21 protein-coding genes and 5 pseudogenes are annotated in these 25,478 nt (G+C 57.9%); 14 read left to right on the top strand and 12 right to left on the bottom strand.

The features are described 5' to 3' along the window. The first annotated feature begins 1 nt into the window (after position 1). Positions 2-640 carry a carbonate dehydratase gene (can, locus tag AC4ANE_RS23525; protein WP_002552086.1) on the top strand — a complete coding sequence of 213 codons (639 nt, stop codon included), beginning with the start codon at positions 2-4 and terminating at the stop codon, positions 638-640. A gap of 71 nt (positions 641-711) precedes the next feature. Here can and AC4ANE_RS23520 read toward each other — a convergent pair whose 3' ends face one another. The 4 genes and pseudogenes from AC4ANE_RS23520 to AC4ANE_RS23505 form a co-directional block, all read right to left on the bottom strand. Beyond that, entirely contained in the window at positions 712-1,500 is a 789-nt protein-coding gene (locus AC4ANE_RS23520; RefSeq protein ID WP_369812072.1) for a methyl-accepting chemotaxis protein, read from the bottom strand. A gap of 69 nt (positions 1,501-1,569) precedes the next feature. After that, positions 1,570-2,376: pseudogene (locus AC4ANE_RS23515) on the bottom strand (MCP four helix bundle domain-containing protein); the annotation flags it as partial. 119 nt (positions 2,377-2,495) lie between these two features. Continuing rightward, positions 2,496-3,155, bottom strand: coding sequence for an HD domain-containing protein (locus AC4ANE_RS23510; RefSeq protein ID WP_002552088.1), 660 nt, complete (start codon positions 3,153-3,155; stop codon positions 2,496-2,498). Between the two features lie 65 nt (positions 3,156-3,220). Beyond that, the gene (locus AC4ANE_RS23505; protein ID WP_031596646.1) at positions 3,221-5,242 is read right to left on the bottom strand and encodes an acyltransferase family protein; all 2,022 of its coding nucleotides are present in this window, start codon (positions 5,240-5,242) and stop codon (positions 3,221-3,223) included. 270 nt (positions 5,243-5,512) lie between these two features. Here AC4ANE_RS23505 and AC4ANE_RS23500 point away from each other — a divergent pair, with 270 nt between their 5' ends. The 3 genes from AC4ANE_RS23500 (at position 5,513) to AC4ANE_RS23490 (ending at position 7,867) form a co-directional block, all read left to right on the top strand. Beyond that, on the top strand, positions 5,513-5,845 hold the full coding sequence (locus AC4ANE_RS23500) for a zinc ribbon domain-containing protein YjdM (protein WP_002552090.1): 333 nt from the start codon (positions 5,513-5,515) through the stop codon (positions 5,843-5,845). A 108-nt stretch (positions 5,846-5,953) separates the two neighbouring features. Continuing rightward, positions 5,954-6,388, top strand: a complete 435-nt coding sequence (locus AC4ANE_RS23495) for a thiol-disulfide oxidoreductase DCC family protein (protein ID WP_002552091.1) — start codon at positions 5,954-5,956, stop codon at positions 6,386-6,388. A gap of 270 nt (positions 6,389-6,658) precedes the next feature. Further along, positions 6,659-7,867, top strand: a complete 1,209-nt coding sequence (locus AC4ANE_RS23490) for a sugar transporter (protein ID WP_031596642.1) — start codon at positions 6,659-6,661, stop codon at positions 7,865-7,867. A 66-nt stretch (positions 7,868-7,933) separates the two neighbouring features. Here AC4ANE_RS23490 and pcsA read toward each other — a convergent pair whose 3' ends face one another. Then, the gene (gene pcsA / locus AC4ANE_RS23485) at positions 7,934-8,653 is read right to left on the bottom strand and encodes a phosphatidylcholine synthase (RefSeq protein ID WP_002552093.1); all 720 of its coding nucleotides are present in this window, start codon (positions 8,651-8,653) and stop codon (positions 7,934-7,936) included. 87 nt (positions 8,654-8,740) lie between these two features. Then, the gene (locus AC4ANE_RS23480) at positions 8,741-10,750 is read right to left on the bottom strand and encodes an alkaline phosphatase D family protein (RefSeq protein WP_002552094.1); all 2,010 of its coding nucleotides are present in this window, start codon (positions 10,748-10,750) and stop codon (positions 8,741-8,743) included. A 264-nt stretch (positions 10,751-11,014) separates the two neighbouring features. Here AC4ANE_RS23480 and AC4ANE_RS23475 point away from each other — a divergent pair. Continuing rightward, positions 11,015-11,797, top strand: a pseudogene (locus tag AC4ANE_RS23475) (MCP four helix bundle domain-containing protein); the annotation flags it as partial. Beyond that, positions 11,771-12,655, top strand: a complete 885-nt coding sequence (locus AC4ANE_RS23470; RefSeq protein WP_404944462.1) for a methyl-accepting chemotaxis protein — start codon at positions 11,771-11,773, stop codon at positions 12,653-12,655. The pseudogene AC4ANE_RS23475 and the gene AC4ANE_RS23470, both read left to right, overlap by 27 nt. Before the next feature lie 8 nt (positions 12,656-12,663). On the opposite strand, the gene AC4ANE_RS23465 is transcribed toward AC4ANE_RS23470, so the two are convergent. Further along, positions 12,664-13,101, bottom strand: a complete 438-nt coding sequence (locus AC4ANE_RS23465) for a GNAT family N-acetyltransferase (protein WP_002552096.1) — start codon at positions 13,099-13,101, stop codon at positions 12,664-12,666. A gap of 83 nt (positions 13,102-13,184) precedes the next feature. Beyond that, on the bottom strand, positions 13,185-14,378 hold the full coding sequence (locus AC4ANE_RS23460; protein WP_002552097.1) for a GGDEF domain-containing protein: 1,194 nt from the start codon (positions 14,376-14,378) through the stop codon (positions 13,185-13,187). A 410-nt stretch (positions 14,379-14,788) separates the two neighbouring features. Here AC4ANE_RS23460 and gmd point away from each other — a divergent pair, with 410 nt between their 5' ends. Then, on the top strand, positions 14,789-15,835 hold the full coding sequence (gmd, locus tag AC4ANE_RS23455) for a GDP-mannose 4,6-dehydratase (protein ID WP_002552098.1): 1,047 nt from the start codon (positions 14,789-14,791) through the stop codon (positions 15,833-15,835). A gap of 87 nt (positions 15,836-15,922) precedes the next feature. On the opposite strand, the gene AC4ANE_RS23450 is transcribed toward gmd, so the two are convergent. Then, on the bottom strand, positions 15,923-16,882 hold the full coding sequence (locus tag AC4ANE_RS23450; protein WP_002552099.1) for a GDP-mannose 4,6-dehydratase: 960 nt from the start codon (positions 16,880-16,882) through the stop codon (positions 15,923-15,925). Positions 16,883-17,142: 260 nt separating this feature from the next. On the opposite strand from AC4ANE_RS23450, the pseudogene AC4ANE_RS23445 reads away from it, so the two are divergent. The 4 genes and pseudogenes from AC4ANE_RS23445 to AC4ANE_RS23430 form a co-directional block, all read left to right on the top strand. Beyond that, a pseudogene (locus AC4ANE_RS23445) lies at positions 17,143-17,859 on the top strand (PAS domain-containing protein); the annotation flags it as partial. A 42-nt stretch (positions 17,860-17,901) separates the two neighbouring features. Further along, positions 17,902-18,456, top strand: a complete 555-nt coding sequence (locus AC4ANE_RS23440) for a methyl-accepting chemotaxis protein (protein WP_369812071.1) — start codon at positions 17,902-17,904, stop codon at positions 18,454-18,456. Positions 18,457-18,630: 174 nt separating this feature from the next. Next, positions 18,631-19,896 (top strand): hypothetical protein, encoded by a 1,266-nt coding sequence (locus AC4ANE_RS23435; RefSeq protein ID WP_057425191.1) that lies wholly within the window; start codon positions 18,631-18,633, stop codon positions 19,894-19,896. A gap of 25 nt (positions 19,897-19,921) precedes the next feature. Further along, positions 19,922-20,780: pseudogene (locus AC4ANE_RS23430) on the top strand (SH3 domain-containing protein). 10 nt (positions 20,781-20,790) lie between these two features. Here AC4ANE_RS23430 and ycaC read toward each other — a convergent pair. From ycaC to AC4ANE_RS23415, 3 genes are all read right to left on the bottom strand, one after another. Next, entirely contained in the window at positions 20,791-21,417 is a 627-nt protein-coding gene (gene ycaC, locus AC4ANE_RS23425; RefSeq protein WP_005777887.1) for an isochorismate family cysteine hydrolase YcaC, read from the bottom strand. Positions 21,418-21,571: 154 nt separating this feature from the next. Beyond that, the gene (locus AC4ANE_RS23420) at positions 21,572-23,143 is read right to left on the bottom strand and encodes an alkaline phosphatase D family protein (RefSeq protein ID WP_031596636.1); all 1,572 of its coding nucleotides are present in this window, start codon (positions 23,141-23,143) and stop codon (positions 21,572-21,574) included. Further along, on the bottom strand, positions 23,140-23,703 hold the full coding sequence (locus AC4ANE_RS23415; protein WP_002552106.1) for a GNAT family N-acetyltransferase: 564 nt from the start codon (positions 23,701-23,703) through the stop codon (positions 23,140-23,142). Before AC4ANE_RS23415 ends, AC4ANE_RS23420 begins: the two co-directional genes overlap by 4 nt. 188 nt (positions 23,704-23,891) lie before the next feature. Between AC4ANE_RS23415 and AC4ANE_RS23410 the strand changes: the two genes are divergently transcribed. The 3 genes and pseudogenes from AC4ANE_RS23410 to AC4ANE_RS23400 all read left to right on the top strand — a co-directional run. Further along, on the top strand, positions 23,892-24,299 hold the full coding sequence (locus tag AC4ANE_RS23410) for an ExbD/TolR family protein (protein WP_002552107.1): 408 nt from the start codon (positions 23,892-23,894) through the stop codon (positions 24,297-24,299). A gap of 2 nt (positions 24,300-24,301) precedes the next feature. Next, entirely contained in the window at positions 24,302-25,069 is a 768-nt protein-coding gene (locus tag AC4ANE_RS23405) for an energy transducer TonB family protein (RefSeq protein ID WP_044423823.1), read from the top strand. 20 nt (positions 25,070-25,089) lie between these two features. Then, positions 25,090-25,458: pseudogene (locus tag AC4ANE_RS23400) on the top strand (Plug domain-containing protein); the annotation flags it as partial. Between the last annotated feature and the right edge of the window lie 20 nt (positions 25,459-25,478).

Here is a 25,478-nt window from a genome sequence, read left to right as displayed (position 1 = left end):
CATGAACGAGCTACAAGACCTGATTGATAACAATGCACGCTGGGCCGATGCGATAAAGCAGGAAGACCCAGAGTTTTTCGCCAAGCTGGCCCGCCAGCAAACACCTGAGTTCCTGTGGATCGGTTGTTCGGATGCACGTGTCCCGGCCAACGAGATCGTCGGCATGCTGCCCGGCGATCTGTTCGTCCATCGCAACGTGGCCAACGTTGTGTTGCACACCGACCTCAACTGCCTGTCAGTGATCCAGTACGCAGTGGACGTGTTGAAGGTCAAACACATTCTGGTGACGGGCCACTATGGTTGCGGCGGTGTACGCGCGTCCATGCAGGACCGCCAGTTCGGCCTGATCGACGGCTGGCTGCGCACGATTCGTGATTTGTATTACGAAAACCGTGAAGTGCTGGCCAAGCTGCCGACCGAGGAAGAACGTGTCGACCGTCTGTGCGAGCTGAACGTGATTCAGCAAGTGGCCAACGTCGGTCACACCAGCATTGTGCAGAACGCCTGGCACCGTGGGCAGAGCCTGTCTGTGCATGGCTGCATCTACGGCATCAAGGACGGTCGCTGGAAAAGCCTCGACGTGACCATCAGCGGTTTCGAGCAGTTGCCGCCGCAGTACCGTCTGCGTCCGCAGGACTGACAGCCGCCCTCAGGCTGCAGCATCGCCAGCCAGTCTGTTTTTGCGACGGCTGGTTGGCGACAGGCAGGTCATCACAGCACGAAGCGCTGCACCATCAGGTTCAGATCAGCCGCCAGCATCGACAGCGAATTGCTCGCCACGGTGGTCTGCTGCGCGCCTGACGCTGTCTGGCTCGACAGGTCGCGGATACTGCTCAGGTTGCGGTCTACTTCAGTCGCGACCTGAGCTTGCTGTTCTGCTGCACTGGCAATCAGCAGGTTGCGGTCGTTGATGGTGCCCGTTGAATGGATGATCACGGTCAATGCTTCGCCAGTTGATGCAGCTTGCTCAAGCGTCAGGCTGGCTTGCGTTGCCGTGTGGCGCAACGAGCTGGCCGTTTGCTGAGTGCTTTGCTGCACGCCGTTGATCAGCCCTTCGATTTCTGCTGTCGAGGCGCTGGTGCGTTGCGCCAGGGAACGAACCTCATCAGCCACCACGGCAAATCCGCGCCCGGCTTCGCCTGCCCGCGCTGCCTCAATGGCGGCGTTCAGGGCCAGCAGGTTGGTCTGGTTGGCGATCGCGCGAATCACATCGAGGATGCTGCTGATGCTCTGTGTGCGCTCGGCCAGTCCTTCAGCCTGATGCGAGGAGTCCAGCACGTTTTCAGTCAGTTGCTTGATCGAAAGAATCGTCGCCGACAGTTTTTCCTGCCCTTGCGCTGCCGCCTGGGTCGACGCCTTTGATTCGGTCACGGTGCTGCTGGCGTTGCCTGCCACTTCGATGGCCGCCTGACTCATCTGGTTGACGGCGACTGCGGCCTGCTCGATTTCGTTGTTCTGCAATTGCAGATTGAGCGCACTGGCTTCGGCAATGGTGCCCATCTCCTGAACCGACTGCGACAGCTGCGTCGCCGCTGCGTAGATCTGATCAATCGTGCCGTGCAGGTTGGTGCGCATGCGCCCCAGGGTGATCAGCAACTGCGCGGTCTCGTCCTTGCCATCCGGTATCCGGTGCTCTGTCAGATCACCATCGGCGATGGTGCTGGCAATGTGCAAAGCCTGGCGGACCGGGTGAATGATGCTGACGCTCAGACGCCAGGCCAGCAGCAGGGTCAGAGCCAATACGACGGCGATGGCGCTCAGCGCAATGATTCTCGCCTGCTCGTAACGGGTGCCTGCTGACTCTACGGCGGCGGCAGCGCTCTGTTTGTTCAGCTCGCGCAGCAACTGCACCTGCATGTCCATCAGGTCGCCTTGCAGCGCGAGCATGGTATTGGCCAGCATTCGGGCCTCATCCAGCTTGTTCTGCTCGATCAGCGTGATCTGATTCTGCAAGCCGGGCATGAACGCCTTATAGGCATCCTGCAACGCGACGATAGAGTCATGCTCAGTGCCCGATTGAACACGCGCAAGGTATTCCGAGAAACCTTTCTCGACTTCGTTCTTGAGCTGTTCGACATTGATCTTGCTGTTGATGACCGCACCTGGATCGTCGGCATTGGCGATCAGCCGGGTGGTCTCGCTGCGCAGTTTGACCAGGCCGATGGCGATGGCATCGGCCATGGCGATACTGGGCAGCGCACCACTCTCGACAGCTTCGCCCTGATTGCGGATCTCCTGCATCTGCAGCAGGCAGAAAGCCCCCAGCGCGACCATCAGCAGGGAAGTGAGGCCGAAACAGATCACTAGGCGCAGGGTAATCCTGAAGCGGCGCAATAGTGTTGGCGTTGTGGATTGCCGACGCAGGAAACGAGGCATAAATCTTTTCACGGCACACAACCCCTATAAACACGCAGACCTTCTCGGAGAGCCGTTTATAGGGAAGTTGTGTGATGTCTTTATGACATCTGATGTTTATATCGGAAACAGGTAACCCATCATGGCTGAGGCGCGCCGATTTCCTCCATCAGTTCATCCAGAAAACGCTTCAGCCGGTCGTGCCTGATCTTCGCCATCTGTGTCCCGGTGTCGGTTTGAAAGCTGTCGGCGAGGTGCAGCAGCTTGGTATGAAAATGGTCGGAGGCGAAGTTCCTGTCGTCATACGGGCGCTGGCTGGCATGCGGGTCGTTCGGTTCGTAAAGCTGTCTGCCCATCCGCCCTGATACGTAAAAGGTTCGAGCCACGCCGATCATGCCCAGAGAATCCAGGCGGTCGGCGTCCTGCAGAATTCGGGCTTCCAGCGTCAACGGAGTTATCGCCGCCGAGAAACTGTGCGCTTCGATAGCATGGGCAACTGAAGCGATACTTTCTTCGTCCCACCCCATCTCGGTAAGCAATTCGCTGGCCCGTGCTGCCGCCAGTCGCGAAGCGCTGGAGCGAAACGGTGAATCTTTCTCGACCGAAACACAGTCGTGTAACAGCGTGGCAGCGATCAGTACACGGGCATCGCCGCCTTCCCGGTCACGGATAGCGCAGACGTTTTTCCAGACGCGCAGCAAGTGCGAGACGTCGTGCGCGCCATCGATTTTCTCTGCATGAGTGTGCGGGATCAGCAGGCTGGCCAGATCCTGAAACGGGGCGAAGCTGGCGGCGGTCATGCGATGGTCCTCAGGCGTCTGTGCGGGTATCAGCATTACAGACAATGCCGCCCGATAAAACCCTGTCACTGGTCAAGAATATGACTGATCTGACCGGCAAGCAGCCCTGCGCCCTTGGCGTTGAGGTGATTGAAGTCCTTGTAGTACGAGTTCATATCGCCAATCAGGCATTGCTTGTCCTTGCAAAAGGCGTCATCCAGCGTGATCAACCTGATCTGCTTCGCCTGGCTGGCGTGCAGGAACAGCTCGCGAGTGAAGCGTTGCAACAGAGCATGTTTTTCGACTGGCACCGACAGTTCACTGATCCGCTGCAGTTTCTGCGCATCACTGTCCGAGGCGTCCCGGGCCAGGCGGTAGTAGAGACTCTCGGGGTTGATCAATTGCTGCGGCACCTGTGCGACGATGAATACCTCGGTGCCGATATCGCGGTAGGCCTTTATCGTGGTTTCAAGCGCCTGCCGGAACACTGCTCGCGAGGTTTCCCGATTTTTTTCCGGGTGGCTGCGGGAGGTCAGGAAATACTTGCTCATCTTCCGTTCGCCGTAATCGCCGTCGGTGTACAGCGTCCAGCGTGCCACCAGCACGACCTTTTTGATCTGCCGCTGCTTCACGTATTCAAACTCGCGATTGGCCAGCGCCTCGCATACCCCGGCAGGGTAGTTACCCTTGGCGATGTCCACGCCGAGCAAGGGCAGGCAACCGCCCAGACCTATGTGCGCGACGGTTCTGCCCAGATCCCGCGCGGCGGCGTCAAACGTCGATAACGGGGCCTCTGAGTGGCTGTCACCAAACAGAGCCATCTCCGGTACGACGTTGCTGTCGGCAAGACCAAACAGGCAAAAATCGACATTCCAGCCTTGGCTATCAAGGTTCCGGTCGCATTTTTCGCGTATCTGCGGGTCGACAAATGCCTGATGCATCGCCGGATCGACAGCGAAGCGCTGGCTAAAGCCGTTATTGAGATAGCCGACCAGCCCCAGCACGACAAATAGCGTGGAAGCAACGCCTGCCGAGGCGAAGATCTGACGGCGGTTGAATGCACCTGCCTTGCGAAAGGGCTGCTCGACGAAGCGCCAGCTCAGCCAGGCCAGCAGCAGCGAGAGCACGGTCAACGCCAGCATCTGCGGCAGGCCTGGCTCAATCAGGCTGCGCTGACGAGCGAAGGCAAAGACGGGCTGATGCCACAAATAGGCGCTGTAACTGATCATGCCGATCAGGACCGTTACCCGTGAACTCAGCGCGTTGCCGACCCAGGTCTGGCCATTGGCGAAGACAATGATCAATGCCGTACCCAGCACAGGCAGCAGCGCGTTGAGGCCAGGGAAGGGTGTACTGCTGTCGAAACAAACCACGGCATAACCAATCAGCAAAATCCCCAGTAGCGTCGCCGCCTGATCGAGATGGCTGGCGCTATCAACGCTACGCGGGCGCCAGACAAAGTAGAAGGCGATGAACGAGCCCGTCAGCAATTCCCAGGCGCGTGCAGGCAGCAGATAAAAAGCGTTACTGGCGTTATGACGCGCCCCCAGCTCCGCCAGCGCCAGGCTTGCCAGGGCAGCTGCGATCAGCAGCACAATCAGCCACTTGCGACCCATGCTCCAGGCCAGCATCAGTAGCGGTGGGAAAAACAGGTAGTACTGCTCCTCTACCGCGAGCGTCCAGGTGTGCAGCAAGGGTTTGAGTTCAGCGGTTGCGTCGAAATAGCCGCTTTCCAGCCAGAACAGTAGGTTGGAAGAGAAGGTCGGCACCGCCACCAGGCTTTTGGCGAAGTATTTCAGGTCAGACGGATCGAGCGTCAACCACGCGACAGGCAGGCAGACCAGCATCATCACGAACAGCGCCGGCAGAATGCGTCGGGCGCGCCGTTCGTAGAAATCGATCAGCGAGAATCTGCCGCTGAGCATCTGCGCAAGAATGATCGAGGTGATCAGATAGCCAGAGATCACAAAAAAGATGTCGACCCCCACGAATCCACCGCTGAATAACGGCAAACCCGCGTGATACAGGATGACCGGTATCACCGCGAGCGCGCGCAGGCCATCGATTTCGGGTCGATAGCCGAGCGCCGGGTTATGAGGAATGCCCATGAAGTGTGCTCGATACAGGAAGTGGTGAATGGCGGTAAATGCGCGCTGCAATAGCTACCGCCAACGCAGGGCGCAGGCGTTGGGGATGAAGGATCAGAAGGGAATCGAAGGAGAGAGTGATGTATTTTTTAGCTCAGGTATTCGCTCCTGTCCAATGGCTGAAGCCGGTTTATATCGACAGGTTTGCACCAGCGGATCAGCGTCTTCCAACCTGAAAGTGTAAAAGCCCTTTATAATTCATGGTTTTTACCCCTCGATGCGAGAACCATTGTGAGCTTACCGTCCTGCCCGAAATGCAATTCCGAATACACCTACGAAGACGGCAGCCTGCTGATCTGCCCGGAATGCGCCCATGAATGGTCTGCAGACGCTGCTGCAGCCGACGACGTGAAAGTCATCAAGGACTCCACGGGAAATGTGCTGCAGGACGGCGATACCATTACCGTGATCAAGGACCTGAAGGTCAAAGGCTCTTCGCTGGTGGTCAAGGTCGGTACCAAGGTCAAGAACATCCGTCTGGTCGATGGCGACCACGATATCGATTGCAAGATCGACGGCATCGGCGCAATGAAGCTGAAGTCGGAGTTCGTCCGCAAGGTTTGATTCTGTCGGGCAATGGCTTTAGCCTGAACGCCTCGCCGGTCCTTCGACTGGCGGGGCGTTCATGTTTCCGGGCGCGCCAGGGCTGTTTTTCCTGAACAGGTGAATACCGTGCCGACGACTACCCCCGCCCCGTACCTGAAACCCGATGAATGTGTCGTGCTGTTCGATGGCGTCTGCAAACTGTGCAATGGTGTGGTGAAGTTTCTGATTCGCCATGATCCGCACCAGCGTCTGCGCTTGGCCGCCGTACAGTCGGAGCAAGGGCAGGCATTGCTGAAGTGGGCCGGGCTGCCGCTCGACGATTTTCATACCATCGCAGTCATCGTTAACAATCGGGTGTTCGTACGCTCGGATGCCTTTCTGCACATCATGGGGCTGCTGCCTGCGCCTTGGCCGCTGCTGAAAGTGCTGGGTATTTTTCCACGCTTTCTAAGGGACTGGGCCTATAACCGTATCGCGCTCAACCGATATCGCCTGTTCGGGCGCTATGATCACTGTCTGTTGCCGTCGCCCGAGAACCGCCAGCGCTTCCTTGACGGCTGACGACCGGCGGTCATTTGTAAAGTCTGTCATGACTGTACGGGTTGTGATCCACTCTGGCGGTCCGTAGAATTCGTGTCATCTGGCTTCACTCCCCATATCCACAATAATCCACTTTGCACACTGCGCCCGATTCTGAAGGTCGAGCGGAGCGTTTTTGCGTTGGTTTTTCAGTGGGGGGCGAGCCGCGGTTTTCCATACAGGTGTCAGGCGTGCATGTTCATGCGTGGCGATCGGCCTTCGGGTCGGAACATTTTCAGGGCGTTGCGACTCTTGATAACTTCACCTCCAAACGAGCAAGCAGGTAGCTGGCTTGGCGTATTCGCGCTGGCCTTGGCGGCCTTCATTTTCAATACCACCGAGTTCGTGCCGATAGGTCTGCTGAGTAACATCGGCCAGAGCTTCGAGATGACCCCCGCCCAGGTCGGGCTGATGCTCACGATCTATGCCTGGGTTGTGTCGCTGATGTCGTTGCCGATGATGCTGGCGACGCGCAACATCGAGCGCCGCAAGTTGCTGATGTTCGTGTTCGGCCTGTTTGTGGTCAGCCATGTACTCTCCGCAATCTCCCCCAGCTTCGCGATCCTGCTGGTGAGTCGGGTCGGTATCGCCTTTGCACATGCGGTGTTCTGGTCGGTCACGGCGTCGCTGGCCGTGCGCATCGCACCGCCCGGCAAGCAGGTTCAGGCGCTTGGCCTGCTGGCGACCGGTACATCGCTGGCGATGGTGCTGGGTATTCCGCTGGGTCGCGTGCTGGGTGAAGCCCTGGGCTGGCGGACTACCTTTCTGGGCATCGCCGGCATCGCTGCGCTGGTAGTCTTCCTGTTGGCTCGCGCGCTGCCTTTGCTGCCCAGCCAGAACTCCGGCTCGTTGCGCAGCCTGCCGATCCTGTTCAAACGCCCACGGTTAATGGCGATCTACCTACTGACCGCGATTGTGGTGACCGCTCATTTCACCGCCTACAGCTATATCGAGCCGTTCACCCAGACTGTGTCCCGACTCAGCGGCGAAATGACCACGATTCTGCTGCTGGTCTTTGGCGGTGCAGGAATCATGGGCTCGATCATCTTCAGCCTGTTCAGCGACCGCTTCCCTAACGGGCTATTGATCACCGCCATTGGCACGCTGACCGTTTGCCTGCTCATGCTATTGCCACTCTCCGGCGATGCGACAGCGCTCGGCACGCTGACCATTATCTGGGGCATGGCGATCATGTGCTTCGGGCTGACCTTGCAAGCGCGTGTACTCTCGCTGGCACCGGATGCGACCGATGTGGCAATGGCGCTGTTCTCGGGCATCTTCAATATCGGTATTGGTGGCGGTGCGCTGCTCGGCAGCGTGGTCAGCAGCCATCTCGGGGTTGCCAATGTCGGTATTGTCGGCGGCCTGCTGGCCTTGGGCGGGTTGGGGTTGTGCTGCTTTACGACGCATTACTTCGGCAAAATCCCGCCTGCTACCGAGGTGCAGGCCGAGAGCAAATAGGGCGCGCATAAAAAAGCTCGCTGACCGCGCAATGCGATCAGCGAGCTTTTTGTTCTGGCCTCGGCGTCAGGCTTTAAGCCGGCCCAGCCACTCCAGCGACGTTCTCCAGACACAAATTCCGAGAAAATACGCCGACATCGCCAGCCACAGCCCCATGACCACAGGGCCGTTGTGCGGGTGGTTGATGATCAGCAGCGCGCTGGACAACAACCACACGGTGGTGACTGCGATGTTGATCGGCATGAAACGACGCACACGGAACGGGTGCAGAAACTTCATGCGCGTCAGGGTCAGCAATGCCAGGGCGATAATGGTGATAAACGTCAGCCACGGCGCGGGCGACAGAATGTAAAGGCACAGGGCAACTACGTTCCATGCCGCGGGAAAGCCCTGAAAGTAGTTGTCCTTGCTTTTCATGTCGACGTTGCAGAAGCAGAACAGCGACGACACCAGAATCACCGATACGCTGAGCAGCAACGTGTAATCCGGCACCGGTATGTAGCGATAGATGAACAGTGCCGGAATGAACACGTAGGTCAGATAGTCTATGACCAGGTCCAGCACCGAGCCATCGAAGTGCGGCAGTACCGATGTGGTATTGACCTTGCGAGCCAGTGAGCCGTCTACGCCATCCACGATCAGGGCAGCGCCCAGCCACAGCAGGCAGGCTTTGGGTTCGTTGTTGAACAAGGCAATGGTAGCCAGGAACGCAAGGACGACGCCGGTGGCGGTGAAGCCATGCGCGCCCCAAGCGTTGAGTCTGGCTATGCGTTGATTGGTTATCACGGGGGCGCTCTCCAGGAAATAATGCTTGCCAGGGTGTGCCGCAAACCTGACCGGTAGCAACTATCGACCCGGCAATTGCCGATAAGTTTAGCGGTGACTATCCCTTGTTTCCCGGTTACTTTCCAGAAAACCGCGATCTGTGTCAGACCGCTCGTCTCTGGAGTCTTGCGGTTCGACGAAACAGGTAGGCGCGTCACCGTTGGCATTGAGTTGGTTGATCAGGGTCGGCTGGCCCTGTTCATTGAACATTACCTGACCGACACCTGCCGAGTTCCATAAGCGTTCACCGGCCTTGCTGTGCTCGGGCATGCGCGGAACAACCTTCATAAGGCGGCGCTTGGTGAACCAGTTAAGAGGTGAGCGGGGGGAGTATAACCAGCGATTCAGCCGATCAAAAGTGTCCAGCAGACGACGGGGGAATTCATTCTTGATGCCACTGCTGGTGATTTGCCAGATGTGAGGCCCGCCACTGCGCTGACGGATCAGGATTTCGTAGACGAACGAGTAATGCACATCACCCGAGAGGATCACGTAATTGCCTGGGGTTCTGGAATGGCGAAAGATGTTCAGAATGACGTTGGCTGCGCCACGATGCGCCATCCAGTTTTCCGCATCGACCAGCAACGGGTAGCCGCACCAACTGAAGACACGCTGTATCGCCTCAATCAACTTGACGCCGAACACGGGGGCAGGTGACACGATAATCGCCGATTTATGGTCGATCAGCTCCTGTTGCAGTTCACTGAGCGCTTCCCAGTCCAACAGGCCGGACGGGTGATTGAAATTCGATTCACTGCGCCAGCGTCGGGTGCGCGTATCCAGTACCACCAGCGCCGGGCTGGTCGGCAGAACGTAATGCCACTGTTGAAACTTCAGCAAATGATCGATCAGCGCGTCCTGGGCCGTGCTGTCCAGCCAGTTATCCTTGCGCACAGCCGCTGCACTCAGTTCATGTACCTGCCGGACCAGGTCGTTGAGTGCGTCGGGATTGTTACCCCAGCCCTGGCAGAGCAGATAGGCGAGCAGGGCATTGCCGATGATGCGTTTCGAGAAGGGATGGCCGTACGCGGTTTCTTCCCAGTTTGCCGACAGGTTCCAGTCATCGGTGATGTCATGGTCGTCAAAAATCATCATGCACGGCAGGTGAGCCATCGCACGCGCCACGCCCTCAAGCCCCGCAGTGAAATCCTCGACCAGTTGCTGCTCTCTGGCATAACGCTCGACTTCGTCGGCTTCCAGATGCGGCTTGCCTGGCTCGATCAGGGTCCAGGGCGTGGGTGACCAGACCAGCAGGTACATCGCCACCACTTCCGCCAGAGTGACCAAATGGTTATCCGCGGTGCTGCTGGTAAATACCGGCTTGCTGGTGCCACCAAAGAACCGCTCACGCAGCGTGTCGTTGCTTTTCAGGGCGGGTAGCAGGTCGGCACGCTGGTAATAGCTGGCCGGGTGCGCATAAAGGCTGGTGCTGTCGTCGACAACAGCACCGTCGAGTTGCTCATCGAACAACCCCAGCCGTTCGATCAGCACATGAATGGCGCGCAGCATCGGCCCGGCGACATCGTCGGCGTAGATCTGATCGCCGCTCATCATCAACAGCGCAGGGCGTTGCAACGGGTCCTGGTTGTCGGCCAACAGGCGATCCACGCAGAGCAGACCCTCGGCCGCGCTGTGATGTGGCTTGCGACACGAGCCATGCAAGAGCTGATCAATGCTGCTGCGCACTACGAAATTCGGATAACGGGCACCGTCGTACAGCAGGTGCGGCGCCCACTCGGCGATACCGCCCGGTTCGCCATCTACCAACAGGTCGTAATCGATCCAGGTGTCCAGGGGCAGCTCGGCCTCCAGTTGCAGGTCGATCAGATGAATGAATGCGTGGCGACCTACTGCGACGATCTGGCATTGCTGATCGGTCAGTGAATGGTCGTTGAAGTCATCTGCTGCATTCTCAACGCCATGACGCAGACGCAGTATCAGCTTGAGCGGGCGCGAGCCCACCAGCCACAGTACCAGGCGGCCGGCTTCCTGGCGGCGTAACAGCGGACCGGCAAGGATGGACGGTAATGGACGTTTTTCGGCGGGCGAAGACGGCATCCTGATTCGTGGCTCTGACTGATCGTAGGCGGGAAATACTAACGCAGTCAGTGCGGGAAGTTCTTGTTACACCGCTGGGCCGTTACCTTAAGCCTGTTTCAAAGCATTGCGCCATTAGCCCTGAGCCCTTGGCGGCCAATCGGATGAATGTCACTTCAGTGGTGCTTGATGCTGCCGATAGACGCTTTATACAGAGCCTGAAGCTGCCGGTCCTCGAGCACCGCAGCCCAGCCTCAGCCAGCTGTTAAAACTAGAGATTTCTCCATGAACTGGTTCTACAACGCCAAGCTTTCCACCAAGCTGTTTATCTCATTTGCACTCTGCGCGGTTATCACCCTCGCGGTGGGCATGGTTGCCAGCCGGGGGATCGGTGAGCTTGCCAGCAACCTGAAACTTGCGTTCTCCAACAACCTGGTGTCGGTGTCGAAAACCAACGAGGCCACCATCAATGTTGTCGAGCAGAATCGTGATTTGTATCGCTTGCTTTCGGTCGCCGCCAGCGATGCGTCGCAAAGCGCGAAGGATGAAGTTCTCGCCAGCATGAAAAACAATCGCGCAGAAGCAGAAAAAGCTTACGCGACCTATCGTGCGACACCGCTTGAAGATGACGAGCGCGCTGCAGGTGATCAGATGGACAAGGACTGGCCCGTCTATCAGACGCTGGTCGATCGGGCTGCGGCTGTTGCCTTTTCCGGAGACGTTGCAGCCGCGAGGGCGCTGGTCGAAGGCGACGTTCGCAAGGCCTATCTGACCGTGATGGGTGAGCTGAACATCATAGTCGGCTCCAACAACCGTCAGATAGGCGAAGGTGCAATCGCCGCTGGAAAAACAGAATCATCGGCCAATCTCAATCTGTATATGGGTATCGGCATTGCCTTCGTGGCTGCTTTCCTTTTGGCACTGTTTATCAGTCGTGTGATCAGTTCGCCCATTTCCTCTGCCCTTGTCAGTGCGCAGCGCATTGCCGGTGGCGATTTGACCCAGCCGATCGTCAGCACTCACCGTGATGAAGCAGGCCTGATGCTTACTGCGCTCAGTGATATGCAGAACAGCCTGAAGAGCACTATCGGACAGATCTCCAGCGCTGCCGATCAGCTTGCTTCGGCTGCTGAAGAACTCAATGCCGTTACCGAAGAAGGCAGCCGTGGCCTGACGCGACAGAACGACGAGATTCAATTGGCTGCCACGGCGGTCACCGAAATGACCGCTGCGGTCGAAGAAGTGGCGCGTAACGCCATGTCTACCTCTGACGCCTCAAAGCGGACCAGTACCGAAGCGGCTACCGGGCGTGATCAGGCGCGTGATGCGGTCAGTGCGATCAATAACGTCAGCGCCGAGATCAGCAGCTCCACCTCAATGGTTGAAGAGCTTGCCGGGCGGGTTCGTGAGATTGGTCAGGTGCTGGACGTGATTCGTGGTATCGCCGAACAGACCAACCTGCTGGCCCTCAACGCCGCCATCGAGGCTGCGCGCGCCGGTGAACAGGGCCGCGGCTTTGCCGTGGTGGCCGACGAAGTACGTGCGCTTGCCGCTCGTACTCAGGCGTCCACAGGTGAAATCGAAACCATGATAGGCAGCGTGCAGGCCAGTGCCGATCAGGCTGTGCGAGCCATGGGTAACAGCCGTACCCTCGCCAGCAATACTCAATCCCTGGCTCAGGCCACCGGCCAGTCGCTGGAGCGCATTGCGCAGAGCATTGCCGAAATCAACGATCGCAACATGCTGATTGCTACCGCGTCCGAAGAGCAGTCGCACGTTGCGCGCGAGGTGGATCGCAACCTGATCAACATTCAGGACCTCTCCACCCAGACCGCTGCTGGCGCTCACCAGACCAGCGCTTCAAGTCAGGAGCTGTCTCGTCTGGCGATTTCCTTCAACAACCTGGTAGGCAAGTTCAAGGTCTGACGCAAGCGTCAGGACGCTGATACCGGCAGACGCTTCTGGAAAAAGAAGCGCTTGCTGCCGGGCGGATAGTCGTCAATCTGCCCGAACTCGGTGTAACCGTGGCGGCGATAGAAATCCGGAGCCTGGAAGTCGAAGGTATCCAGCCAGATCCCTGCACAGCCTTTCTCGACCGCAAGATCCTCAGCCATCTGCATCAAACGCGAGCCCATGCCTTGCCCCCGGGTTTGCTCCGGCACCACCAGCAACTCGATGAACAACCATTGATAAAGAATGCGTGCGTGCAGGCCACCGAGAATTTCCCGGGTCTGATCATCGCGAATGAACATCGCCACTTTCTCTGACTTGCCGTCACCCGCTTGCTCGGCGTTAAAGCGCTTCAGTGGTTCCAGAATCGCCAGGCGATCTTCTTCTGTAGGGTTGTTATTGACATCAATGTGAACGCTCATGCGCTGGCTCCTGGCCTTGGTTTGCGCGACGAGCTTAAAGCGGCCTGGATGTGGGGTAAAGCCGGGCCCTGCAAAGCGTCATTTCACGCAAAGCAAACACAGTTACGTCCGGCGCGCTTGGCGGCGTAGAGGGCATTGTCAGCAGCGCTGATCAGGTGGTCGGCAGTGGTCTGCGGCGCGGTTGCACACGCTACCCCCAGGCTTACAGTAACGAACGCGCTTTCGCCCAGCACCGGGTGCGGCAACTTGAGCGCCGCGACAGCGGCCTGCAGGGCGTCGGCCATTTCTCTGGCCTGTCCGGCATCGCCATTCATCAGAACCAGAACCTCTTCACCGCCAAAACGAAACGCCACGGCTCCATTTTCATGCGCGCTTTGCTGGATTTTCTGACAGAGCAACTTGAGGCAGGTATCGCCTTGTGGGTGTCCATAGTTGTCGTTGTAGGATTTGAAGTGATCGATGTCCAGCAGGATGATGGCCACGTCCGCCGGTGTTTTACGCGCGCTTTCCCAAACCGAGGTCATCACTTCGTCCTGATAGCGTCGATTGAACAGGCGGGTCAAACCATCGGTGCGTGCGAACTCCATCAACTGCACTTGCAGCAGGCGTCCGCGAAGCGCGAACAGATAGCTCATGCGGCTGGCGCGCTCCAGAAAATACGAAGCCATTAACAGCAGCGCTACCGTGGAGACGAACAGCACTGCATTGGCCTGCCAGATCACAAAGTCCGCGAAATTGGCAATGTAGGTTGTCACCAACTGGATGATCAGCATGCATGACATCGCGGCGGCTGCATGGCGCAGGGGCAATTGCTGGATCATGGTGCAATAGGCCATGATCAACAGCATGCCCAGTTGATAAAAGATTTGATACGGGCTCTGGCTGTGAATCATCACCAGCATGGGCATGAGCGAGCACAGTACCGTCGCGGTCGCAGCTGTCGTTTCCATTGCCCAGCGAGTGGAAAAGCGTTGCGCCAGCACTAACAGCACAATAAACATCGGCGTGATCAGGCACAGACGCCCCAGCGCCACATAGACAAATACATCCCGCAGAATCAACCAGTCACTGATCAGAAACAGGTTGTAGATCAGGCTGCCACCAATCCCCACCGCCGTCAGAAATTCGCGCCGCTGTGGCCTGGTTTCCGCCTGGTAGCGTCGCTCAAGCACACGGCTGAAGCGCAACGCACCCACACCTGAAGTAATCGTCTGCTCTACCTCCGCAAGGAGTTGTGCATCTTCAGGATTGGGGCGTTCAAGGGCGGAAACGAGCATGTGACACCGGTACATTAACATCGAGAGACATTAGGACATCACGAATGATGTCTTAGTGCTATTAGTGTGTAGTGTGTGGGTCTTGAAGGCGACCGGCGGTTCCTGTCGACTTTCCGGCAAGGCGTCAGGACGACTGCTGTTCTCCTTTTGGTCATCTGCGCTAGGGTAACCGCACGGTGAGAGTGGTAAACCGCACGGCCTACTTATCCTGTTCTGATATTTGTTCGGAGCAGCTCGCAAACATAACTTACTGAAAATGACTGCTTGCACATCAGATTCCGCATCTATAGTGATCATATGCTTCGACTCAAGCGCTGTGGGTTGCCTTCGAAGCGAGCGTGCCGAGCGTCATGAATGCACCTCGGCGTAATAAATGAAGTCGCGTCAGCCCGGACCGGAATCCCCTATTTATGAATGCACCTAGAGAATCTGTAATTATCACGGGTATCACTGGCCAGGATGGCGCTTACCTGACTCAGTTGCTGCTGGAAAAAGGTTATACGGTTTACGGCACCTACCGCCGTACCAGCTCGGTCAACTTCTGGCGTCTTGAAGAACTTGGCGTGGCCAGCCATCCGAATTTGCACCTTGTTGAACACGACCTGACTGACTTGAGTGCCAGTATTCGCTTGCTGCAAAAAGCCGAGCCCACCCAGATTTACAACCTGGCGGCGCAGAGCTTTGTTGGTGTTTCCTTCGACCAGCCGATAACGACTGCTGAAATTACCGGCCTGGGCGCAGTCAACCTGCTTGAAGCGATACGCATAGTGAACCCGAAAATACGCTTTTATCAGGCGTCCACTTCTGAAATGTTCGGCAAGGTGCAAGAAGTCCCACAGGTCGAAAGCACCTCGTTCTATCCTCGCAGTCCTTATGGTGTGGCCAAGCTTTACGCGCACTGGATGACGATCAACTATCGGGAGTCGTATGGGATCTTCGGTGTCAGCGGCATTCTGTTCAATCACGAGTCTCCTCTGCGGGGAAAAGAGTTTGTCACCCGCAAAATTACCGATTCTGCCGCACGTATTTCACTGGGTATGTCACAACTTCTGGAATTAGGCAATCTGGATGCCAGACGTGACTGGGGTTTTGCCAAGGAGTATGTCGAAGGCATGTGGCGCATGCTGCAAGCTGATGAGCCCGACTCATTCGTACTGGCCACCCATCGATCCGAAACCGTTCGAGACTTTGTGGCAATGGCCTTCAAGGCTGTCGATATTGACCTGGAGTGGAAAGGTAGCGCAGAGAACGAACAGGGCATTGATGCGGCCACGGGCAAAGCCCTTGTTCAAGTTAACCCAAGATTCTATCGCCCCTCTGAAGTGGAGCTGCTTATCGGCAACCCTGAAAAAGCCAGGAAGGTGCTTGGCTGGGAAGCGAACACTAGTCTCGAGCAGCTATGCCGGTTGATGGTGGATGCCGATCTGAAGCGTAACCAGCAGGGAACATCGTTTTAAGCGTCCCTCTTTCATACTCTAGTAGGTGTAGGGTGGGTGTTTCAGGCGTTGTTGATCGCAACGCCCCTCACGCATAAAACCGTTAGCTCAAGCCGTTGCAGCTATCTCATCGCGCCAGTAATTCAGCAGTGTTGTGAGTGTAGACTGCAGCGTTGTGGTGGGCGTCCAGCCAGTGACTTTCTGGATAGCGGAGTTATCACCGAACGCGCAGGGGATGTCAGATAACCGCATTCGTTCGGGATCGTTTATCACATCGATCCTCTCTGAGCTCAGTGCCATGAGCTGACTCAGTATTGCCTCGATACGGACGGGCTCGCCGCTGCAGATATTCAGGCATTGAGGATAGGCTTCCTGCCTGGTGGCCATGTCCAGCAGGGCGACGTAGGCATTGCACACATCACGCACATCGAGAAAGTCTCGCGCCGCTTGCAAGTTGCCGACTTTCAACTGTGGTGCTTGCTTGCCTGCTTCTATCAAGGCGATCTGACGAGCAAATGACGCGGTCGCGAAATCAGCCGATTGCCTGGCACCAATGTGATTGAACGGACGTACGACAATACCGTTCTGGCCACGACGAAAGTACTCATGAAAGGCCGCTTCGGCGGCAAGTTTGCTGGCGGCATAGGGATTCATGGGTTTGCAGACACTGTTTTCGTCGAGCGCAATACCCTGCTTGAATGCCTCGCCGTAGACTTCCGATGAGCTGACAAACAACACAAATGCCTGAGGGGCCTTGCGTTGCAATGCCTGTAGAAGGTTCACGCTGCCCATGACGTTGGTTTGCCAGGTGGCCAGAGGGTCCTGGAAACTGGTAGGCACATGCGTAATAGCCGCCAAATGCACAACGTGAGTGGGATTTGCCTGAGACACCACTTGCTCAAGGCCAGCGGCGTCGCGAATGTCACAATGCAGCGATTCGGCAGCATAAGCGGAGCGGGGAGAGTCAGGGCTCACCAATGCAACAATATGGTGCCCGGCGTGCTGCAGCTTACGGCACAGCATCTGCCCGACAAAACCGTTTGCACCGGTGATCAGAATGCGTCGCATCATTGAGGGTCCTTAATGGCGTTGCTGCAAGTAAGTGAGTCTAGCAGGCAATAGCTGGTCAGCCCGTTGTGACCTATGGCTCCTGCATTTTGTTTCGCCTTGCACATTCGTTATCAGCCTGCCCATTCAAGGTTCCGCAATTGCAGGCCCCGGTTATGCGGGGAACCCACATCAATTCAATCTGCCATCATCAGACGAAACGCCTTAATCCCGTCTACGCTTAGGCCGATACATACGTACAACCCACTACTGGTGCCGTCATGTTCAACACTCGCTTGAAAAAGGAATTACAGGCACAACACGCCGAGTTATCGATGTATCGGCAAATGCAGAAAGGGATGGACGCGCGTATGGTGTCGCTGAGTCTGGACGCCAACAACCGTATCGTCCATGCCAATGACAACTTCTTAAGGGCGCTTGGTTATTCTACCGACCAGTTGCTGGGCAAGGATCTGGACCAGATGGTGCCGTCCTACGTCAAACAGCTCGATTGCTACCGTAACCTCAAGCTGGCGGTGCAGAAAGGTGAGTCGGTGATCGACAACTACCGTTTTCTGCATGCCAACGGCAGTCTGGTGTGGATTCGTGCCATGTGGCAGCCGGTTTTGGATGACCAGGGCAAACTGGTGACCTTGCAATGCTACGGGTCGGACATCACCCAGACCGTCGAGACCGCTGCCGAGAACTCTGCGTTCATTCAGGCATTGCTGCGCTCTACCGCCGTGATCGAGTTCGATCTTGGCGGCCACGTGCTCACGGCCAATGATCAGTTTCTGCGTGGCATGGGTTACAGCCTGGCGCAGATCAAGGGCAAGCACCACAGCATGTTCTGTGATCCGGCTGAAACTTCACTGGCACCGTACCGGGAGTTCTGGGCGATGCTCAACCGCGGCGAGTTCGTCGCAGGGCGCTTCAAACGTATCGACAGCAGCGGGCGTGAGGTCTGGCTGGAGGCTACTTACAACCCGGTTCATGATGCTCAGGGCAAACTCTACAAGGTCGTCAAGTTCGCCACGCTGGTGACCGATCAGGTCGCCCGCGAAGATGAAGTCAGCCAGGCGGCCAGCGTGGCGTTTGAAATCTCCCAGCAGACCGACGTCAGCGCCCAGCGCGGCGCGGATGTGGTGCAGAACACTGTGCAGACCATGCGCAAGATATCCGAAGAGATGCAGTCGGCATCGTCGGGCATCGAAGCACTGGGCAAGCAGTCTCTGTTGATCAGCTCCATCGTGCAGACCATCGGCGGCATCGCCCAGCAGACCAACCTGCTGGCGCTCAATGCCGCCATCGAGGCCGCGCGCGCCGGTGAGCAGGGCAGGGGCTTTGCCGTGGTCGCCGATGAAGTCCGCCAACTGGCCGGCCGCACCAGCGCCGCGACCGAAGAGATCGTCAGCGTCGTGCAGCAAAACCAGTCGCTGGCCGATGAGGCGGTACGCGGCATGGCCAACAGCCGCACTCAGGCGGAACAGGGTCTTTTGCTGGCCAACGAGGCGGGCGCGGTGATCGTCGAGATTCAGGAGGGGGCCAAACAGGTGGTAGGCGCAGTGGGTCGGTTTGCCAATCAGTTGAAGTAGCAGCTGACGTCACTGTCGGTATTTCAGGTGTTGCAGGGCACGGACGACCGGCAACACCTGATAGCTCTGGCATCATTTTTGGACGGCAGGCAGAATGCGCCGCAGTTGGTCAGTGATCACCTTCGCACTCAAGTGTTGTGAATCACTGGTTCCACTCTGACAAGGATTGGTTGGATGCTGCTTGCTGTACTTACCGTTCTCAATGCCCTTTGCCTGATCGGTGGCTTGCTGTTCAACGCAGAGTTGTTGAACAAGGCTGGCGCCGATATTCCCCTCAAAAACCTGCAGGCGCTGGAAATATACGGGCAGAGCCTTGCCGCAGTGAGCGTGTGCCTGGCGGCCTGGCGCCTGTGTATCTGGGCTCATGGGAAATGGGGACATCAGCAGCATCTCATGCGCTCCATCCTGCTCAGTACCGTGGTACTGGCCCCGTTGACCTGGTGGGTTCAGGGTGTGGTCCCGGACGCGATTGCTGAAGCGTTTCCGGCCGATCTGCGGGTTTACAGCCTTTACGCCTACGTGACGAAAAAAGGCCTGCTCTACGATTCGGTGCAGATACCCGGCATTCCCTATCAGGAATATCGCGACAAGGGCGAGGGCAAGGCCTTCATCGCCAATCTTGGCGTACTCATGAGTGTTCAGGGCTCGTACGTCGAGCAGATTGGCCACAATTTTCAGGGCTTCGCCCAAACCGTCTTCAAGGGCTATACCCGACGCAACGCCGATAGGCTCTACAGCCGGCTGCAAGCGGAAGTCATCCCGGTCTTTGACGATATCGCCCGTGAATACGCAAAGGTAGAAGCCTTGCGGCGCTCTGGCGTAGCGGGCAATAAACGCAAACCGCTTGCCCTCCCGAACGCAGCCCTGCAACAGGACCCGCCGAGCGCCGAAGACTACGCGTTGGCGATGCCTTCAGGCCTGCGTACCCGTCAGGCGATGGCCAACACTGCGCAGGTGCGCGGCATGGCGCGTCAGGTCCTGGGCCCGCTCTACGTGGAAGGAATGGACCTGCTTGTCACGCCCAATCAGTTCAACACGTACCTCAATGGCATCGCCAGCAACATGGCCAGCGACGTTGCGCGCACTGATGTGCATGGCGCACAGAGCCTGAGCGTCCTCAAAAACATGTGGTTCGTACCCTGGTCGTTGCTGAGTGGTCTTTTCATGGGCGCGCTCAATATCGTCGGGTTGTTGTTGTCGACCGTCGAGCAGCGCGCGTTCATACAGAAGAGGCTTGTCGCCGTCAGAGCGGCAGCGGTGGCCCTGATCGTGATGGTTCCATTGCTCGCCGGCAACGCAATCATTCAATCGCCAGGCTATCGCACTGCGTTCAAGGACATCGAGGCCGGCCCGACCCTCATGGCCGGTGTCTTTCATTGGGCGATGTCTGCAGAAGCCATGTTGTACAACTTGACCAGACCTCTGCTCGACGCCGAGTGAAACGTTTCAAAAGGGAGCAAGCCCCGTGCGCAAGAAATTCGTTGCATCAATTCTGGCGGTAAGCATCGCCACCTCAGTCACCGGATGCGCGCAGATGGGCATCAGCAAGGAACAGGCGGGTACTGTGATCGGCGGTATCGCCGGTCTGGCGGTCGGTGCAACGATGGGCAAGGGTAACGGTCAGATCGCAGCCGCGCTGATCGTTGCAGGCATCGGCGGCTATATTGGTAACCGCATCGGTCAGTTGCTCGACGACAGGGATAAACAGGCACTGGCGCTGCGCACTCAGGAAGTTCTGAGTCAGCCCGCAACTCCTGTAGCGCAGCCCACGGCCATCTGGCGTTCCGATCACTCCAATGCAAGCGCCCGGATCACGCCAGGCCCGGAGTTCAAGGCGGTCCGGACCATCGATGTCAAACGCACGCCCAACATTCAGGGCGTGCCGTCGATGAAGCTTATCAATCAACCCTATGTCACCCGGTCTACTCAACGTGCGCTCTGCACCGAACATGAACGCTGACAAGGTGGGCAGCCTGCCGGGCAATACGCAATTCACTGCCGTGGGTTCTACCGGTGACTGGATTCTGGTGGGGCGCAAGGGCGTGACCGTGGGCTACGTGCACAAGGACTACGTGATGACGCAGTCCGATGCCGATACCAGAAAGAGGCTTGCTGCAGTCAGGTTCGATGATATGAATGTGTCGGCCAGCAAAGAGACTGAAGCATTCGATCTGGGCTCAATCTCTTCCTTGCCCTCTGGCAAAACAGCGGCCGAGACTACTTGTCGACCGCTTTCTGTAAGCCTGGAAGCCAACGGTGGCACCACTGAAAAGCAGGAGAACACATTCTGCAGGCAGGCCAATGATACGTGGGAGTTGATTTGACGCAGGGCCTCTACCGGGCAGTCAGTGCCGAATAACTGTTCATCAGGTTACGGTAGTTCGGGATCCGCTCGGACAGCAGGTTGCCCAGCCCTTCGATATCGTTGCGCCAGTCACCTTGCAGCTCACAGGCCACCGAGAACCAGTTCATCAACTGCGCACCTGCCTGGGTCATACGCGACCAGGCGGCTTGCTGGACAGTGGTGTTGAAGGTGCCGGATGCATCGGTGACCACGAAAACTTCAAAGCCTTCAGCCAGTGCCGACAGGGTCGGAAAGGTCACGCACACGTCAGTCACTACCCCGGCGATGATCAACTGCTTGCGGCCGGTCGCCTTGATCGCCTTTACAAAATCTTCGTTGTCCCAGGCGTTGATCTGGCCTGGACGGGCGATGTATGGCGCATCGGGGAACATGGCCTTGAGTTCCGGCACCAGCGGGCCGTTGGGGCCTTGTTCGAAACTGGTGGTGAGGATGGTCGGCAGTTCGAAGAAGCGGGCCAGGTCAGCCAGGGCCAGGACGTTATTCTTGAACTCGTTCGGCGTGAAGTCCTGTACCAGCGAGATCAGGCCTGTCTGATGATCGATCAGCAGCACGATGGCGTCATCTTTGTTCAGGCGGCTGTAAGGGGCGTTTTTCATGGTCAAGTCCTTTCGTTTGGGTAGGTGAGGTGTGGCGTTCAACGTGGGTTCAGATTAGTAGCTCACCGGAAAGGGAAAAAGCGCCTGACGCGCGTTTTACTGTCTCTTCACAGTGGACGATACTGTCCCAAGTGCTGCCCTCCCTACGAATCGCCTACCCAGAAACCGCCCCGGCCTTGCCAGCCTCCACCGCAAAGCGTTTGAGCGTCGACACACTGGCAGCGGGGTCGAGCACATCCGACACCACCTGGAAGCGGGTCAGCATCTGCTGCTCGCTGAGGTCCACCGCCACGTAGCCACGCTGGCGGCTGTCAAAGAACTTCACATGGGGGTTGAGCCCCAGAATGCTGTTGAAGGCGTCGAATGGCGGTCCGCTGGATGTCACCGAGGTGCCGACGAATTCAGTGGCGACGACGGCTGAGTCCGGATTGCCCGCATCGGCGTGCAGGTCGGTGGTCCAGAACGAATGGATATCGCCACCCCAGAACACCGGGTTGCGGGTCTGCTGGCGTTGCAGGGATGCCAGCATGCGCTCGCGGGTCGCCGCGTAGCCGTCCCAGCCGTCGGTCCAGTGGCCCAGCGCCTGCGTTTTGAGATTGCGCTGTTCCAGTGGAGCGACCAGCAAGTCCTGGGCAATGACATTCCATTGTCCAGGTGATTCAGCGAAGCTGCGGTCCAGCCAGGCTTCCTGTTCCCAGCCGAGCATGGTGCGTTTCGGGTCACTCAGATCCGGGCAGTCGCTGGGCGCTACGTAGCCTCGACGGCTGCCGTTGGCCTGGATGCATGCCTGTTCGGAGCGATATTGCCGACCGTCGAGTACATGGAAACGTGCCAGGCGGCCATAGTCCAGGTTCCGGTAAATACGCATGTCCGGTCCTTTGGGCAGGCTGCTCGCGCGCAAGGGCATGTGCTCGTAAAACGCCTGATAAGCGGCGGCTCTGCGACGTAGAAAGCTGTCCACCGGAACATTCGGGTCCTGGGACCACTGCGCCGCGTAGTCATTCTGTACTTCGTGATCGTCCCAGGTGGCCACGCTCGGCGCGCAGGCATGCAGCGCTTGCAGGTCAGGGTCGGTCTTGTACTGCGCGTATCGGTTGCGATAGCCCGCCAGGTCCATCGGGTCTGAGGTGGCATGGCGGCGCGGGAACTGTATGTTTGTGGGAGAAACGTTCATTTCATAGATGTAGTCGCCGAGAAAGAACACCATGTCAGGTCGCTCCGCAGCCAGGTGCCTGTAGGCGCTGAAATATCCCGCCTCCCAATGTGAACACGACACGAAGCCGAACCGTGCCGAGACCATGGCGGTTGCCAGCGGCGCAGTGCAGGCCTGACCCACGGCGCTTTGCGCGCCCAGACTTTCGAACTGATACCAATAGGGACGTCCAGGCTGCAAACCGCCCACTTCAATATGTACTGAATGAGCAAAGCGCGGTTGAGCGGTCGCTTGCCCCGTACGTACGACGCGAGTCATCGCTGCATCGCTGGCGATTTTCCAGCGTACTTCGACGGGTTTTTTCAGGCCGCCGTCGCCCGTGGCTGTCATCACCTGTGGCGCCAGGCGTGTCCAGATCACGAAGCCGTCAGGCAGCGGGTCGCCGGATGCCACGCCCAGCGTGAACGGATAATCGACACCTGCGCTGCGGGCAAACGGGCTGAGGATCGATAGCAGCGTGGCACCGGCCACGCCGGTAATGATGCGTCGGCGATCCGGATTGAAGTCAGTCATTGCGCGGCCTCTGCTGGTTCGTACTGCGAGCGCAACAGCCCGAACAGCAACATGTCTTTGAAAACACCGTTCTTCAAAAATGCTTCTTTCATACAGCCTTCATACGACAGTCCGCACTTCTCCAGCACCCTGGCGCTGGCCATGTTGTCGGCAAAGCACTGACCGGCGATGCGGTTGAGGTTCATGACGGTGAAGCCATGCATCAGCAAACCCTGCACCGCCTCGCTGGTGTAGCCCTGATTTCGGTAATCGGCACCGATCCAGTAACCCAGGTTGCCGCTGCGATGCGAGGTTGACAGGCGCAGTGAGACGACCCCGGTCAGTTCCCCGGTTTCCTGGGCATGAACCCCCAGGCTCAATGTTCGTCCAGCGGCGAATTGTTCCGGTGCATCGGCAATGAACGCCTGTGCATGCTCCAGGGTATAGGGCGAGGGGACTGTGGCCGTCATGTTCGCAATCACGGGGTCGTCAGCCAGTCGCGACAAGGCGCTGGACTGCTCGGCTCGCAACGGGCAGAGCAATAGTCGTGAGCTGCGGATACTGGGCATATCGAGACGCATCCCGGGTTTTCCGTTGAGTTGAATACTCAAGAATTGCCGCGTTTCCATGGCGTTTTTATGACGGCTGCGAGAAACATTTTAGTGCCATCAAAAGAGCTTACAAAGGCCATGTAACAGTCATGTAAACCTAACTGATCGGTCATATTCGGTTGCTAGATTCTCGGCCTCTGACAAGAAGGGCGGATGGTATGAGAACGTGGGACGAACCTAAAAAACGCAAGGCGCACATCGAACTGATCCCGATGATCGACGTGATGATGTTTCTGCTGGTTTTTTTCGTACTGGTCAGCCTGAACGTGATTCCGGCTCTGGGGATGAAAACCCAGCTGCCGAGCGCCAGCAGTTCACAGCAGCTCAAGCCGCAGAACAAATCGATCCTGACCCTGGGCCTCAACGGCGAATTACAGCTTGATGGCAAGGCGACCACAGTCGAGGCTCTGGTGCCTGCCTTGAAGGCGCTGGAAAAGCCCGATACTAAAACCACCATTATCGTCAACAGTGACAAGGGCGTTGAGGTCGCACGTCTGGTCGAGATCATGGACACCTTGCGTCTGGGTGGCTTTACCTCGGTCTCCATTGCCACGCGTAAATCCTGACCATGTATGTCCTGTTTCGTGTACGTCAGTGGCTCGCAGGCCTGCCAGCGCTGGTGGCGCTCATCGTGATTGTGATGGGGGTGCAGACGCGGGCCCTTAAGGTAGAGCCGGTTTATGACCAGTCAGCCGTGGAGCTGGCGTTGATCGAGCCTGAGCCTCCAGCGCCAGAGCCCGTGGTGCCGACCGAGCCGCTTCCGGTTCAGCCTGAAGAGCCGCCACCAAGGCCGCCCGTGGTGGAAAGCGAAGACGCCGAGCCTGCTCCGCCACCGCCCAAGCCCATGCCTAAACCTGTGCCCAAGCCCGTGCCCAAGCCCAAGCCGGAACCCAAGCCGCGCCCGGAACCGGTGCCCAAGCCAGCCCCGGCGCTAGTAAAGCCCGCCGAGCCGGTCCAGGCCCCCAGTAAGCCTGTGGCCAGCGCTGCCGTCGCGCCGCCTCAGCCACCGGCGCAGCCGAAAGTAGACACGCAGGGCCTCGAAGGCGGCTACCTCAAAGGGCTGCGTAACGATCTGGATGGCTACAAACAGTACCCGACCGGACGCCAGGCCTCACTGGAGCGTCCGAGCGGCGAAGTGGTGGTGTGGTTATTGGTTGATCGCCAGGGGCGAGTGCTGGACTCCGGCATTCAGACCCAGGCGTCCAGCATGCTGCTCAACCGCGCAGCAGCCAACAGTCTGCGACGCATCAAGCAAGTCAAACCGTTTCCCGAGCAAGCCTTCGGCGGGCGTAGCGAACAGCGCTTCACCGCCACCTTCAACTACAGCGTGCAATAGCACTGACAAGGAACAGAGTGATGAAGCTTTCCAGAATTCACCTTGCGTTGGTCGCCGCTGGCATGAGCCACGGCATGGCCATGGCTGATTCGAGTGCCAGTGACGTCGGCACCATTGGCGTACAAGGGAAGGCGACGGTTGGCGGTGGCTACATGGTTCAGGAGGAGAGCATCAAGGCGCGCTCCACGGTGACCAAGGAGGCGCTCGACAAGCAGACCGCAACAGGTAACGCGATCGATAAACTCAAGTACACGCCGGGCCTGAATATCTCCAGTGAAGATGCCACCGGCCTGTCGGGCTTTCGCTTTACCATGCGCGGCCTCAACTCCGATCAGGTCGGCATGTCGGTAGACGGTATGCCGATCAACGACTCTGGCAACTATGCACTGTAGTAAGTTAGGTGGAATGC

The organism is Pseudomonas sp. Pme6b (genome assembly GCF_058129925.1).
This window is presented reverse-complemented; position numbering and strand designations above follow the sequence as displayed.

What these genes read in the sequence shown, in the direction of transcription:
- can (WP_002552086.1), top strand. Translation starts at nt 2, where the DNA reads ATGAACGAGCTACAAGACCTGATTGATAACAATGCACGCTGGGCCGAT.
- AC4ANE_RS23520 (WP_369812072.1), bottom strand. Translation starts at nt 1,500, where the DNA reads ATGGGCACCATTGCCGAAGCCAGTGCGCTCAATCTGCAATTGCAGAAC.
- AC4ANE_RS23510 (WP_002552088.1), bottom strand. Translation starts at nt 3,155, where the DNA reads ATGACCGCCGCCAGCTTCGCCCCGTTTCAGGATCTGGCCAGCCTGCTG.
- AC4ANE_RS23505 (WP_031596646.1), bottom strand. Translation starts at nt 5,242, where the DNA reads ATGGGCATTCCTCATAACCCGGCGCTCGGCTATCGACCCGAAATCGAT.
- AC4ANE_RS23480 (WP_002552094.1), bottom strand. Translation starts at nt 10,750, where the DNA reads ATGCCGTCTTCGCCCGCCGAAAAACGTCCATTACCGTCCATCCTTGCC.
- AC4ANE_RS23470 (WP_404944462.1), top strand. Translation starts at nt 11,771, where the DNA reads ATGCTTACTGCGCTCAGTGATATGCAGAACAGCCTGAAGAGCACTATC.
- AC4ANE_RS23465 (WP_002552096.1), bottom strand. Translation starts at nt 13,101, where the DNA reads ATGAGCGTTCACATTGATGTCAATAACAACCCTACAGAAGAAGATCGC.
- AC4ANE_RS23460 (WP_002552097.1), bottom strand. Translation starts at nt 14,378, where the DNA reads ATGCTCGTTTCCGCCCTTGAACGCCCCAATCCTGAAGATGCACAACTC.
- gmd (WP_002552098.1), top strand. Translation starts at nt 14,789, where the DNA reads ATGAATGCACCTAGAGAATCTGTAATTATCACGGGTATCACTGGCCAG.
- AC4ANE_RS23450 (WP_002552099.1), bottom strand. Translation starts at nt 16,882, where the DNA reads ATGCGACGCATTCTGATCACCGGTGCAAACGGTTTTGTCGGGCAGATG.
- AC4ANE_RS23435 (WP_057425191.1), top strand. Translation starts at nt 18,631, where the DNA reads ATGCTGCTTGCTGTACTTACCGTTCTCAATGCCCTTTGCCTGATCGGT.
- ycaC (WP_005777887.1), bottom strand. Translation starts at nt 21,417, where the DNA reads ATGAAAAACGCCCCTTACAGCCGCCTGAACAAAGATGACGCCATCGTG.
- AC4ANE_RS23420 (WP_031596636.1), bottom strand. Translation starts at nt 23,143, where the DNA reads ATGACTGACTTCAATCCGGATCGCCGACGCATCATTACCGGCGTGGCC.
- AC4ANE_RS23415 (WP_002552106.1), bottom strand. Translation starts at nt 23,703, where the DNA reads ATGCGTCTCGATATGCCCAGTATCCGCAGCTCACGACTATTGCTCTGC.
- AC4ANE_RS23410 (WP_002552107.1), top strand. Translation starts at nt 23,892, where the DNA reads ATGAGAACGTGGGACGAACCTAAAAAACGCAAGGCGCACATCGAACTG.
- AC4ANE_RS23405 (WP_044423823.1), top strand. Translation starts at nt 24,302, where the DNA reads ATGTATGTCCTGTTTCGTGTACGTCAGTGGCTCGCAGGCCTGCCAGCG.